Annotated in this window: 11 protein-coding genes, 1 pseudogene and 1 riboswitch; of the genes and pseudogenes, 7 read left to right on the top strand and 5 right to left on the bottom strand. The window is 33.3% G+C overall.

Annotated features, from left to right (window positions below; translation table 11 throughout):
- Nucleotides 1-85 precede the first annotated feature (85 nt).
- On the bottom strand, nucleotides 86-751 hold the full coding sequence (locus LQ682_RS08270; protein ID WP_016999216.1) for a nitroreductase family protein: 666 nt from the start codon (nucleotides 749-751) through the stop codon (nucleotides 86-88).
- 95 nt (nucleotides 752-846) lie between these two features.
- Here LQ682_RS08270 and LQ682_RS08265 point away from each other — a divergent pair, with 95 nt between their 5' ends.
- Nucleotides 847-1,884, top strand: coding sequence for an NAD(P)H-dependent flavin oxidoreductase (locus tag LQ682_RS08265; protein ID WP_016999217.1), 1,038 nt, complete (start codon nucleotides 847-849; stop codon nucleotides 1,882-1,884).
- Between the two features lie 173 nt (nucleotides 1,885-2,057).
- Here LQ682_RS08265 and LQ682_RS08260 read toward each other — a convergent pair whose 3' ends face one another.
- Together LQ682_RS08260 and LQ682_RS08255 are read right to left on the bottom strand one after the other, a co-directional pair.
- Complete coding sequence (locus tag LQ682_RS08260; RefSeq protein ID WP_016999218.1) at nucleotides 2,058-2,714, bottom strand: GNAT family N-acetyltransferase; 657 nt, start codon at nucleotides 2,712-2,714, stop codon at nucleotides 2,058-2,060.
- A gap of 148 nt (nucleotides 2,715-2,862) precedes the next feature.
- On the bottom strand, nucleotides 2,863-4,203 hold the full coding sequence (locus LQ682_RS08255; RefSeq protein ID WP_239724110.1) for a YsnF/AvaK domain-containing protein: 1,341 nt from the start codon (nucleotides 4,201-4,203) through the stop codon (nucleotides 2,863-2,865).
- Between the two features lie 256 nt (nucleotides 4,204-4,459).
- A riboswitch (purine riboswitch) is annotated at nucleotides 4,460-4,562 on the top strand.
- A gap of 107 nt (nucleotides 4,563-4,669) precedes the next feature.
- Here LQ682_RS08255 and xpt point away from each other — a divergent pair.
- Genes xpt through guaA form a run of 4 tightly spaced genes read left to right on the top strand, consistent with a single transcriptional unit; the run spans nucleotide 4,670 to nucleotide 9,583 of the window.
- On the top strand, nucleotides 4,670-5,245 hold the full coding sequence (gene xpt / locus LQ682_RS08250) for a xanthine phosphoribosyltransferase (protein ID WP_070044839.1): 576 nt from the start codon (nucleotides 4,670-4,672) through the stop codon (nucleotides 5,243-5,245).
- A 1-nt stretch (nucleotide 5,246) separates the two neighbouring features.
- Nucleotides 5,247-6,515, top strand: coding sequence for a nucleobase:cation symporter-2 family protein (locus tag LQ682_RS08245; protein ID WP_239724108.1), 1,269 nt, complete (start codon nucleotides 5,247-5,249; stop codon nucleotides 6,513-6,515).
- Between the two features lie 34 nt (nucleotides 6,516-6,549).
- The gene (gene guaB / locus LQ682_RS08240) at nucleotides 6,550-8,019 is read left to right on the top strand and encodes an IMP dehydrogenase (protein WP_239703893.1); all 1,470 of its coding nucleotides are present in this window, start codon (nucleotides 6,550-6,552) and stop codon (nucleotides 8,017-8,019) included.
- A 19-nt stretch (nucleotides 8,020-8,038) separates the two neighbouring features.
- Nucleotides 8,039-9,583: a glutamine-hydrolyzing GMP synthase gene (gene guaA / locus LQ682_RS08235; RefSeq protein ID WP_103268551.1), complete on the top strand. Its 1,545-nt coding sequence runs from the start codon at nucleotides 8,039-8,041 to the stop codon at nucleotides 9,581-9,583.
- A 79-nt stretch (nucleotides 9,584-9,662) separates the two neighbouring features.
- Here guaA and LQ682_RS08230 read toward each other — a convergent pair.
- Nucleotides 9,663-10,768 (bottom strand): annotated as a pseudogene (locus LQ682_RS08230) (Gfo/Idh/MocA family protein).
- A gap of 279 nt (nucleotides 10,769-11,047) precedes the next feature.
- On the opposite strand from LQ682_RS08230, the gene LQ682_RS08225 reads away from it, so the two are divergent.
- A complete protein-coding gene (locus LQ682_RS08225) occupies nucleotides 11,048-11,638 on the top strand; it encodes a type 1 glutamine amidotransferase family protein (protein WP_016999224.1) in 591 nt (196 codons plus the stop codon).
- Between the two features lie 69 nt (nucleotides 11,639-11,707).
- Here the strand turns inward: LQ682_RS08225 and LQ682_RS08220 are convergent, their stop codons facing one another.
- Nucleotides 11,708-12,934, bottom strand: a complete 1,227-nt coding sequence (locus tag LQ682_RS08220; protein ID WP_103268550.1) for a hypothetical protein — start codon at nucleotides 12,932-12,934, stop codon at nucleotides 11,708-11,710.
- Between the two features lie 341 nt (nucleotides 12,935-13,275).
- Here LQ682_RS08220 and LQ682_RS08215 point away from each other — a divergent pair, with 341 nt between their 5' ends.
- Entirely contained in the window at nucleotides 13,276-13,914 is a 639-nt protein-coding gene (locus LQ682_RS08215) for a hypothetical protein (protein ID WP_103268549.1), read from the top strand.
- The last annotated feature ends 34 nt before the right edge of the window (nucleotides 13,915-13,948 follow it).

Genomic DNA, 13,948 nt, shown 5'->3' with positions numbered 1-13,948 from the left:
TTTATCTAACTTTTAGGGTTTGATTTGAATTAATATCTCATTAATGATGTTTTTATTTACGAAGACTAGTCCATATTTAAATAATTTAACAATTATTTTCAACTATACCATCACTTTCGTCGTTCCATGCTATGATGCTTTCTACTGGTAATCTACTTGACTCATGCGGAGCTTTAGCGCCTTTACCGATAGCAAGTAAATGAGCAGGTACATATCGTGAAGTATCGATATTTAAAGCTTCAAGTAAAGCCGTTTTGTCGAAACCACCAATAGGGTTAGTATCATAACCATGATCAGTAGCGATAAGCATAAGTTGCATAGAAGCTAGGTTTACATCCATTAAACCTTGTTCTTTGAAGTAGCTTTCATCTGCACCGCTTATTAAATTAGAAATTGTTTCAATGAAATAATCTTTAGAGTTTTCATCCATGTATCCAAGTTCTACGTTTTTCTCATAAATTTCACTAACGTAATCAGCATGTTTTAAGTCAGCTAATATGAGAATAATAGCACTTGAAGAGTGAAGTTGTCTTTGGTTGAATTGTACAAGGCTATCTAATTTTTGTTTAGTTTCTTCTGAATCTATAATAACAAATCTCCAAGGTTGTAAATTGATTGATGAAGGTGCTTCTGTAGCTAGCTCAATCATTTCTTCAATTTCTTCTCTAGGTATTTTAAAGTTAGGGTCGAATTCCTTAACTGATTTTCTTTTCTTTATAATTTCTGTCAATGTAAGTTTTGATTGTGACATTTTGATACTCCTTTTAGTAAGATGACATTATAATGAACTAAACAATGACAAAAATAAAGCAATCAGCTTATGGTTATTTTGAAAGGGGTAATGATATGAATAGAACTATGCTATTGAATGAATTAGGCGTGTCAGAACCAATATTTCTAGCAGGAATGGCTGGTGGTGTAACGACACCTAAGCTGGTTTCTGAAGTTTGTAACGCAGGTGGATTAGGTCAAATAGGGGCAGGTTATATGAATCCAGAATCATTATCAGACGATATTGATAAGATACGAAAAATGACTGATAAACCGTTTGGCGTGAATTTATTTATCCCAGAATTTCCTGAAATTAATCAAGACAAAGTTGATCGAATGAATGCAATATTGAAACCAATAGAAGAAGAACTTCAATATGAACCAATTAAAGAAGTAAAGATTACAAATCAATTCGACGAAATGATAGATGTCATTATTGATAAAGAAGTAGAAGTTGCGAGTTTTACATTTGGCAAACCAACAGAAGCGCTTGTCAGCAAGTTGCACAGGCATAAAATATTAGTATTAGGAACAGCCACTGAGTTGGAGGAAGCACTAGATTTAGTGAAGGTTGGTGTAGATGGAATTGTTTTACAAGGAAAGGAAGCAGGCGGGCATAGAGGCTCCTTTAAACAGTCATTACCAGATGACCTGCTTACAACAGAGCAATTATTTAATCTTGCAAAGGAATCTATAGATTTACCTCTAATAGTAGCAGGCGGAATAACAAACCCTGAACGTTCACAATTTTTCCTTCAAAAAGGCGCTACGGCTGTACAGTTAGGTACAGCATTTTTAACAACAGAAGAAAGCGGAGTGCCTAACATCCATAAAGAGAGTATATTGCGAGCTACTACTAAAGATATTGTTTTAACAAATACTTTTAGTGGTCGCTATGCTAATGGAATAAGAAATGCTTATATTGTCTATGCTGAAACATTTGAAAGAGCGATTTGTCCTTATCCAATTCAAAATATATTAACACAGCCTATGAGAGGGAAGTCTAAAAAAGAAGACAATCCTGATTATATGAATTTGTGGTGTGGTACAAATCCCGAGGGAGCTAAGAGAGAAAAAGCTCAAGACCTTATAAAGAGATATACAGAAAAATAAAAATCAGGGAGCGGGAGAGGCATCTCATTTTGTTAAAAAGATTTTGTATCCCCACCCCGGCAAGGATGACTAGATATGAAAAAAGCTTGATATAATCGTGTTTTCATACCAGTCAGCTACTGCCAATATGATAAAACAGGCTGAGACATTTATTTATGTCGCAGCCTGTAATTTTATAACCCCATTGAATCTAATAGTTCATATACAAATTCTCTGTCATTTTCGTTACCGTGTATATATTTATTAATATAACATGAACGTATACTTGGCATAATAACGTCTTTTTGAAGCGGTAAGTATTGTTTAACAAATAAATTGATTGGTGAAGGTGGTAAAGATTTTTGAGGATTTGGTTGAATATATGATATGTTTTGCAAAATTTCATAACCATGTCTATTGAAAAAGTTTTTGCGCATAATAGCTTGTTCTTTTCCTTCTTCAGAATCATATGATTCTTCACCGAATGACTCAAGCATAATCATGTTAGCATCTCTACCATGTACTTCTTGACCACACTTGTGTAATTCTTCTTCGATTTTTTCTAAAGTTTGTGCACCTACACGTCGATTTCGGTGTTCTGGGTGGGTCATTAAATAATTAATGAATGCAGAGTTAGTAGTTGGTTCATAATGACCAGTTGATAGGCTAACAACCATATCATCTTTAAGACCAACTAAAAATATATAATGATTTTTGATATATTCAGATGTTAATGAATGTATGAACACATGACGATCTTCTCTGATTTCTACTTTGAAAATTTCCTCATACATATCTAATGCTTTTTTAAACAATGGATCATCTATTGATGTGACAACTTCAAAATTCATGTTAATAAACCCCTCGACTCAAGATTTAGTCATATTATAACATATCACACTAAAAATGCTTATACAGTGTTTTCTTATATTTTATATACGTAAAATAGAGCCCGGGACAATTATTTATGCCCCGGACCCTTTTAATATTAATGATGTTTTATTGTTTATCATCATCAGTAGGATTATTAATATCTGCTTCTTCTCGTCTTACATTTTCTGAAACGTGTTCTGTGTCTTGTACTTTGTTTTTCTTGATTACAATTTCTTCAGACACTACGTTTTCTTTATCAACATTCACACGTTCTTCATGTAATGGTACGTGAATAGAATCATCCTCGTTTGATTCAAAGTCGCTATCTACTTTTTCATTTACTGGTCGACGCTCGATAGTAACTTCTTCTTTTTCTACAGGTACATCGAACTCTTCAGTCTCCTCAACTACATGTTTATCAACTGAAGCTTCACCAGTTTCAACGTTTTCTTTGTCGACGTTCACTCGCTCTTCATGTAGTCTAACAGCTTCTTCATCTTCTGCCGTTGTATTTGTACTATCAGTAGCGTTTCTGCTTTCATTAGAAGTTAAGTCAGACTGTCGTGTTAAATCGTCATTAGCGTCTTGAGCATTTAAATTTTCTCTTTCATCATTTAAAGATGAACGCTCAGTTTCAACACTATCATCGTGAACTCTAGTGAACTCTGATTCATCTTCACGTGTTAAATCTCTTTGATCTTTTACATTATCAGCTTCACCATATGGTGGTTTTGAATCATTATTATTACGATTTTTAAGTTCTTCTAAATCTCTTTCGTTATCACTAGATAATGTTTCATTTTCATTTTGCTCTGATTGGTTCGCTGCATAACCTGCTGCACCTAAACCAGTAGTGCCCGCAAGAGTAGAAGCTGTAGAATGATCATCAACATCATCATGTGCTTCATTTTCTTCATCTATGCTGTTACCATAGCGATTGGTATCTTTATCATCTTGTAAATCGTCTGATTCATTGTTTACATCTTTTGATGAATTTGCAGAAGCAGCTCCAGCTCCGATACCGGCACCTGTTCCAGCTGAAACACCGCTATTACTATCTTCTTTTGAGAAAGGTTTAGTGTCATCGTAATGTTCGTTGCCTAATTGTGAATCTTTCGGATGGCTAGAATCAAAGTTCTCAGTTTCTTCAGTATTATCATTGTCGATATACAATAATATTTTTCCATCATTTAGAGCATTTTTATACTCATCTACATTTTCGTCAGGAACATTGATACCTGTAAGTACTCTTTCTTCTGCGCTTTCACCTGAGAATAATGCAGTGAGTTTATCACTAAATGATCCTCGAGAATTCTTTACTTTTACGTCTGTATATTCTAGTGAGTTATCTTCTAATCGATTTTCAGTTATAACTTGTAAGTCACGTTCTCCTAATCCATCTGCTTTCAATTGGTCTATTCGTTGTAGTAATTCACTTTCTGTATTAAACTTTTCGATTTTACCCATACTTAAAACCTCCATAAATTTTGTAATGTGCAAAAACCATCAATCAGTGAATACTCTTATGATGTTTATAGATTAATTTAATATTGTTTTCATAAATACAATATAATTCACAAATACCCTTCTATGAGATAATCAAACAAAACAGGGTAAAAATTCTCATTATTTTAATTATTCTGTCTATTTAAAATGTGTTTAAATCCCGTGATAATAAGGTTTTTCCTATTGTAAAAATACTGATATTTTGTTATTATCAATGAATAATTTATTACTAAAAACTCATATAATCTGAAGAATATGGCTTTAGAAGTTTCTACCGCATTGCCTTAAACGATGCGACTATGAGTAAACGAATAACTCTGGAACCAGACTATCAATTTTGTGTGGTTTTATATTATTTTTTACTCATCTTACCTATATTTTAGGATTAAGGTGTGTTTTTTTTAATCTAAATGAGGAGGCGAGTAGTGTGAGGACACTACAGAATAGGGTTAAAGAAGATGGTGTAGTTATTGATGAAAAGATACTTAAAGTTGATTCATTTTTAAATCACCAAATTGATGCAAAACTTATGTACGAAGTAGGACAAGCAATTGTCGATCATTTTAAAGAGAAAAAAATAACAAAAGTGTTAACGATTGAAGCTTCAGGTATTGCGCCAGCTATTATGGCTTCTCTACATTTAGATGTGCCTTGTTTATTTGCCAAAAAAGCAAAACCTTCTACAATGACAAATGAATTTTATCACACAGATATTCATTCGTTCACAAAGAATACAACAAGTACAGTTGTTATTTCGAAACAATTTTTAGATGAAGATGATCATGTATTGATTATTGATGACTTTCTAGCGAATGGTGAAGCATCATTAGGCTTACACCGATTAGTTCAATCTGCAAATGCAACTACTACTGGAGTTGGAATTGTAATAGAAAAGAGTTTTCAACCGGGAAGAGAAAAATTACAATCAGAAGGATTAGACGTCTTATCATTGTGCCAAGTTGCATCTTTAGCAGGTAACAAAGTCAAATTGGTGGACGAATAAGATGAGAAATTTCATACTAAGTGTCCAACATTTATTAGCAATGTACGCTGGCGCAATCATGGTACCTATTATTGTAGGTTCAGCATTAGATTTTACGCCCGAAGAAGTAGCGTATTTAGTAGCAATAGACATATTTATGTGTGGTGTAGCAACATTTCTACAAGTATATAAAGGAATTGGTATTGGACTGCCGGTCGTCTTAGGTTGTACATTTACCGCTGTTGCACCCATGATACTTGTCGGAAACACACACGGAATTAGTGTGTTATATGGTTCAATATTCTTATCAGGTATTATTGTTATTACAATGTCTCCATTCTTTTCATATTTAGTAAAATTATTCCCACCAGTTGTTACGGGTAGTGTTGTAACGATTATAGGAATAACACTTATGCCTGTTGCAATGAATTACTTAGCTGGCGGGGAAGGCGAAAAAAACTATGGAGATAGTAAAAATATATTTTTAGGTGTATTCACACTCGTTATCATTTTACTGATTCAACGATTGTCTAAAGGATTTATTAAATCAATTGCTATTTTATTAGGTTTATTAATCGGAACAGCAGTTGCATCATTTTACGGATTGGTAGATACTTCAGAGTTACATAAGTCAAATTGGTTAGAACTACCACGTCCATTTAGATTTAGTGGTTTCGAATTTGAGTTTGGAACAACAATAGTCTTTGTCATTATCGCAATCGTCAGTTTGATTGAATCCACAGGTGTGTATCATGCACTTAGTGAAATTACAAAACAACCTATTTCTAGAAAAGATTTATCTAAAGGTTATCGTGCAGAAGGTATAGCTATTGTAATAGGTGCTATATTTAACGCGTTTCCATATACAGCCTACTCTCAAAACGTTGGCTTAGTTTCTCTATCTGGAGCTAAGAAGAATCAAATCATGTATATGATGGTTGCACTACTCATTATATGTGGTTCTATTCCAAAGTTAGGTGCGTTAGCAAGTATGATTCCTTTCCCAGTGTTAGGTGGTGCAATGATCGCAATGTTTGGAATGGTTATGGCATACGGCGTGAAAATGCTAGGTGGCATAGATTTCAACAAACAGAACAATTTACTTGTGATTGCAGTATCAGTTGGGATAGGCGCAGGTATTACTGCAGTACCACAGGCATTAGAAACATTCGGTGAACAATATGCATGGTTAACTCAAAATGGTATTGTTTTAGGGACATTTGCAGCTATTATATTAAATTTATGTTTTAATGGGTTAAACAATCAACAAACCAGTGAAAATATGAAATAATGAAAATGAAAATAAATTAATGGAGGTTATATTCATGTGGGAAAATAAATTTCAAAAAGAAGGATTAACGTTTGATGATGTATTACTTGTACCAGCTAAGTCAGAAATATTACCTAGTGATGTTGATTTAAGTGTGAAATTATCTAAGAACATTAAATTGAACATTCCAATTATTTCAGCAGGTATGGATACAGTAACTGAAGCTAAAATGGCTATAGCTATGGCTAGACAAGGTGGTTTAGGTGTTGTTCATAAAAATATGTCTATTGAACAACAAGCTGATGAAGTTCAAAAAGTTAAGCGCTCAGAAAATGGTGTTATTACAAATCCATTTTACTTAACACCTGAAGAGCAAGTATATGCAGCTGAAGCATTAATGAGTAAATATCGTATTTCTGGTGTACCTATTGTAAATAACGAACAAGATATGAAACTTGTTGGTATCCTTACGAATCGTGATTTAAGATTTATAGAGAATTTCTCAATTAAAATTTCAGACGTTATGACAAAAGAAGATTTAATTACAGCTCCAGTAGATACAAACTTAGAACAAGCAGGAGAAATCTTACAAAAATATAAAATAGAAAAACTTCCATTAATTTCTGAAGAAGGTAGTCTAAAAGGCTTAATTACAATTAAAGATATCGAGAAAGTGATTGAGTTCCCATATGCTGCAAAAGATAGTGCAGGTCGTTTATTAGTAGCAGCAGCGTTAGGTATTGCTAAAGATACACCTATACGTGCACAAAAACTAGTCGAAGCGGGAGCAGATGCTTTAGTTATAGATACAGCGCACGGACACTCTAAAGGTGTATTAGAAGTTGTTAAAAACATAAGTGAAACATATCCTGATGTAACGATTATAGCAGGTAATGTAGCAACTCAAGAAGGTACTAAGGCATTGTATGAAGCGGGAGCAGACGTTGTTAAAGTTGGAATTGGACCAGGTTCAATTTGTACGACACGTGTTGTAGCTGGTGTAGGTGTTCCTCAAATTACAGCTATTTATGAATGTGCTACTGAAGCACGTAAACATGGTAAAGCTATCATTGCAGATGGCGGTATTAAGTTCTCAGGAGACATTGCTAAAGCATTAGCAGCAGGCGGTAACGCAGTAATGCTAGGTAGTCTTCTTGCAGGTACTGAAGAAAGCCCAGGACAAACTGAAATCTTCCAAGGTCGTCAATATAAAGTATATCGTGGTATGGGATCACTTGGTGCTATGGAACAAGGTTCTAAAGACCGTTACTTCCAAGAAGATACTACAGCTAAAAAATTCGTTCCAGAAGGTATTGAAGGTAGAATTGATTTCAAAGGACCTTTACAAGATACAATTTATCAACTAACTGGTGGTATTAAGAGCGGAATGGGTTATACTGGTTCTGCTAACTTAGAAGAACTAAGAGAAGAAGCTCAGTTTATTAGAATGACTGGCGCAGGACTTAAAGAATCACATCCACATGATGTTCATATAACTAAAGAAGCACCAAACTATTCATTTTAATTAAAGGAGCAGGACTATTATGGAAATGGCTTTTGAGCAAGAATTAATTCTTGTATTAGATTTTGGTAGTCAATATAATCAATTGATTACACGCCGTATAAGAGAAATGGGCGTATATAGTGAATTACACGACCATGAAATCTCAATGGAAGAAATTAAAAAAATGAATCCTAAAGGAATTATCCTTTCTGGAGGCCCGAATTCAGTATATGAAGAAGGATCTTTCACAGTAAATCCTGAAATTTTTGAATTAGGTATTCCAGTTCTAGGTATTTGTTATGGTATGCAATTAATGACAAAATTACTGGGCGGTTCAGTTGAAAGAGCAAGTGAACGTGAATATGGTAAAGCGACATTAAACGTAAAATCAGATGACGATTTATTCTTTAGCTTGCCTAATAGCCAAACTGTATGGATGAGTCACAGTGATAAAGTTATTGATATACCTGAAAACTTCGAAATCATTGCAGATAGCCCAAGTTGTCAAAATGCAGCTATAGAAGATAAATCAAGAAAGCTATATGGTGTTCAATTCCATCCAGAAGTAAGACATACAGAATACGGAAATGATTTATTAAGAAACTTCATTCGTCGTGTTTGTGAATGTACAGGGAACTGGACAATGGAAAACTTCGTAGATATTGAAACCGAAAAAATTAGAGAACAAGTTGGAGACCGTAAAGTACTATGTGCAATGAGTGGCGGAGTAGACTCTTCAGTAGTAGCTGTCTTGCTACATAAAGCAATCGGTGATCAACTTACATGTATTTTCGTAGACCATGGACTTCTTAGAAAAGGAGAAGGCGACATGGTTATGGAGAACTTTGGTGAAGGCTTCAATATGAACATCATCAGAGTAGATGCTAGAGATCGTTTCATGAAAAAATTAGATGGCGTTTCAGATCCAGAACAAAAACGTAAAATCATTGGTAACGAATTTGTGTACGTATTCGATGATGAAGCTTCTAAATTAGAAGGTGTAGACTACTTAGCACAAGGTACACTTTACACAGACATTATTGAATCAGGTACGAAAACTGCACAAACAATTAAATCACACCATAACGTTGGTGGATTACCAGAAGACATGCAGTTCCAATTAATCGAACCAATCAATACACTATTCAAAGATGAAGTGCGCGCATTAGGAATTGAATTAGGCATCCCAGAACACCTTGTATGGCGTCAACCATTCCCAGGACCAGGGTTAGGTATCCGTGTATTAGGAGAAATCACAGAAGACAAATTAGAAATCGTTAGAGAATCAGATGCGATCCTAAGAGAAGTCGTACGTGAAGAAGGTCTAGAAAGAGAAATTTGGCAATACTTCACAGTATTACCAGACATTCGTTCAGTAGGCGTTATGGGAGATTACCGCACATATGACTACACAGTAGGCATTCGTGCTGTAACTTCAATAGATGGAATGACGAGTGACTTCGCAAGAATAGACTGGGAAGTATTACAAAAAATATCAAGCCGTATCGTTAATGAAGTAGACCACGTAAACAGAGTAGTCTATGACATAACATCTAAGCCCCCAAGTACGATCGAGTGGGAATAAAAATTCAATAGAATATGGGATGATCCTTTCCCTTAATAAACCCTCCTGTCAAATGTTGATTTGACAGGAGGGTTTTATCTTAATTCGTAATTTCATCAAGTGAAACTTTGCGGTCTTCTTTTAATGAAAGTGTGCATGCATCTGCAGTTGCTATTGATTCTAGGGCTGCAACACCGTTAAGAAGGTTAACATATTCTTCTGTTACATCTCCTCCTTTAAGAACGTTGTGAAGATAAGACATTTCTTTATCAATACATGTTTGAAGCCATAATGGACATCTGACGCCTGGTTTACCATAAGCAATCGCACCATCCATACCACGACCTGTGTAAATGTCAGTTCTTTCATCGTCTTCTTGTTGCGTTTCATGTACTAAAAAGTGTGATTCTTTTTCACCTTTTATTCTTAGTGTGCCACCAGTATTATAAAGGTCAAGTTTGATAGCTCCTTTTGTTCCTTCGATAAGGACGTAGTGTTCTCCCCAACGAAAGGCATTTCCATATTCTAATAAAGCATATCGATTATCGTCATACTCTAAATTAATAATTAACATATCATCTTCATCACCGAAATTATCGCCTTTATGATAAACATTTCCGCCAACCATTGTAGCTTTCTGTGGTAGACCTCCCATAATAAACTGGATACAGTCTAATTCGTGAATATGATGATATAAATGGCCGCCTGATTGAGAACGTATTTTTTCCAAGAAACTTTTGATTGTTGTTCTTCCCAACCTGTACGAGTAGCATGACAATATAATACTTTTCCAATTTTGCCTTGTGGAACTAGTTCTTTTGCATAATGAACGCCATTAAAGAAATTCATAATATGTCCTGCCATGAAGATAACATTATTTTTTTCACAGGCATCTACCATAGCTCTACAATCTTCAAAATTTAAAGCTATTGGTTTTTCGCAAAAAACATGTTTACCATTTTCAGCAGCTTTAATAACTGGTTCACGATGAAGATAACTTGGAGATGCGACAATAACACAATCGATGTCATTGCGAGCTACTAAATCATCGAGACTTGAACACGTTTCAGCTTCTAATTCTTCAACTATTTCCTCTGCATGATTTGGATCAAATACTGCAATTACTTTAGCATCTTCAATTTTATTAATGGAGCGTGCTAAATCAGCTCCAAAATAACCTGTTCCTACAATCCCATAATTAATCATAAAGAAACTCCTCTCTGTTTAATCATCAATGCTATATGATAGGTATAGAACTACATTTTCATGTGCAGTTAATTTCGAGACCACGGAATCACTTCTCCTACTATGTAAAGCATACAATTACAAATACATTATTTCCATCAACGAAAAATAAAAACATCGACTAATTTAGATAAATCACTATTTCCTAGGAAATTATAAATTTAATTATTCATCTAATAATTTATTTTATCCCTTAAATTTTGTATGATTAAAACAGTAAAATAAAAGGAGTTTTCAATTATGAAAAAAGCATTGTTTCTTTTGTTAGATGGTTTTGCTGATTGGGAAGGTAGTTATTTGTCTTCGACTTTAAATCAAAGTGAATCTTGGTCTGTTAATACGATTTCAATTGAAGAGAAGGTAGTTTCTTTAGGAGGTTTTACTGTTTTAATTGATTATATAATTGGTGACGAACCTAAAAATTATGATCTTTTAATAATGATTGGTGCTAATTCTTGGGACAATGACAATCATAAACTATTAAAGTTTGTGCAAGAAACATTTAATAAAGGTATTCCTGTGGGAGCTATATGTGGTGCTGTTGATTACTTAGCGAAACATGGTTTCTTAAATGACTCAAGACATACTGGAAATACCGTTTATTTATGGGAAGATTATAATGAATATAATTCTAAGGATAATTTTATAGAAGAACAAGCAGTGAAAGATGGAAAATTAGTTACTGCAAATGGTACAGCTCCTATTGAATTTACAGAATTAGTATTAGAATTAATAGAATTTGCTAGCCCGAATAATATCGAAAAAAAGATTTATATGTATAGAAATGGCTTTTATAAATACAATGATAAATATGGAAATCCTTTTGTTTAAATTATCTTTATAACTAAATAAAAAACCCTAAAAATTCAGCTTTACTCCTGAATTTTTAGGGTCTATTTTCTATTTCTTAGTTTCAACTTTCACGAAATTTTCGCTCTTTAATTCGTTTATAAGGTCTTCTTGTTTTTCATTTGTGAAGTTATTCATAACTTCTGTTGTGGATTCATCTTTGATGAGGCGTTTGCCTTCTAGTGTGTAATTTTTATAGCCGTAACCTTTATATCTTGTCGTATCATCTGAATATTTGTCATGGTCTGTTATTTTGGCTGTAGTAAGTATTGTATATTTGTCCGGTTCTAACGTAGATGTTGGTGTTACTTTTTCTGATTCGTTATCATCTTCTTCATAACCGAAGCTATACTCATCTTCTTCAGATCCAATTTTGTAATAGCTACTTAATATTTCTGTTGATTTCTTATTGTATTTCGTACTTTTGTTGTCTTCTTTAATTTGTGTTTTTGTTTTGTCGATAATGTCATTAATGTTATCTATATCATCAACATCTGGTAAATCTTTAACTTCAACTTGATATGTTTTTGATCCTTTAAATGTTTTTGAACCACTGTCTTGTATATTACTTATTAATTCTTTTGGTAGTTCTAAATTTATTTTATCACCATTTTTCAAGTTGCCGTTGTTAGGGACGGTAAAATTATATGAGCTAATATCATAACCATCACTTTTATCATCTTTAGTAATTAAGTTTAATTTTCCAGAGTTGTTTAAACCAGTAAATTTCGTTTCAATATTAGAGAATATGTCTTTAGTTGTTACAGTTTTAGGTTTTTTAAGGCCTTTTGCTTTGAATGATTTTTTGAATTCTTTCACTTTAAGTTTGTAATCATCTGAAATACCCTTTTTTACAGATAATTTTACTGTCGTTTTATCACCATTAGATAAATTACTATCATTATATGTATCGAGCTCAACGCTATCGTATATTTTCTCTGCTTTTTCAAGTTTCTTTTGTTCTTCGTTATTGAAGTTCATAGGGTCTATATCATCTTCATCACCATTCTTTATCATATCAATGACTTCTTTATTTTTAAATTTGCTTTGTTTTAGCGATTGAACTAAAAGTTTACGTTCAATCTTTTCTTCTGAGCCTTCAGTTAGTGTAGCATTCCCACTTTTATCATACCCAGAAAATTCTACATCTACGTCTCCTTTTACATCTATCGCTTTATTTTTAACGACTAATGTAATAATAGTTGCCACAATAATAATAGCTATAATTGCAATAATAAGCCATTTGAATTTAAGTAAATAATGTTTAAATTGTTCCATATCAATTTCTCTCTCCATCCAATTATATATTTATGTATATAATTATATACATAATATATATCGTTTTAAAGGGCTCAAAGTAAATCAGATTTAGAAAAACTTATTTTATGAATTGCTTTGTTTGTTATGGAATTTTTTAACAAATATATGTAATATAAAGTTAATATCATATTTGGATAGGTGAATTTTGCAGGGAGTGAAACGTTATAAAGAAGTTACTTTTAGCACTAGTTGCATTTATTGTAATAGGGGCTGCTATATATTTTTTTGTTAATTTAAAATTTGATAGAGACAATAAAATACATCACTATACTTCAAAAGATGGAATTGAGGGTGAATATATGATTTATCCTGTTTCAAACCCTAAAGGTGTATTAGTTTGGTTGCATGGTGACGGTGCTTATGAATTAAGTCATCCTGATTCAGAGTTGTATCTAGGTGGAAAACTTGGCGTTAAGAAGGTAGCTAAAGATAAGAATTTAACTTTAATTGTTCCTAAAACACCAGCCGATGACTATATTTGGTGGAAGAAGGGCGAAGAAAACTCAAAATATTTAATAGAACTTATCTCTTCTATACCCAATCATGATCATTTATGGATTGGAAGTTTTTCAGGTGGTTCAGAAATGACAACTTATTGGTTAATTGATCAATTACCAATGTTAAACGTTAAAGAAGGAGGAGCGGTTCTATTTGGTGGCGGGGGTTCGCCGAAAACAGAAGGTATAGCAAATCATGTAAAAAAAGATGAAATAGTATCAGGAACATTTCCATTAACTTGGATTGTTGGTGAAAATGACTATGGCCTTCAGACTGAAGATGATCCAATCAGTGCTATTGAAACAAGTAAAGAAGGTCAGTTATTCTATAAGGAACAAGGATGGAAGACAGAAAGAAAAGGATTAAAAGGATACGAGCATGTACTTTCTAAAGATGGTGAAGGTTTATATGGTTATTATCTAAAAGAATACATAAATTAGAATAATATTATAGAATGGGACTACGAAATTTTTT

This window comes from Mammaliicoccus sp. A-M4, from assembly GCF_022386955.1.
Lineage (GTDB): Bacteria > Bacillota > Bacilli > Staphylococcales > Staphylococcaceae > Mammaliicoccus > Mammaliicoccus lentus.
This window is presented reverse-complemented; position numbering and strand designations above follow the sequence as displayed.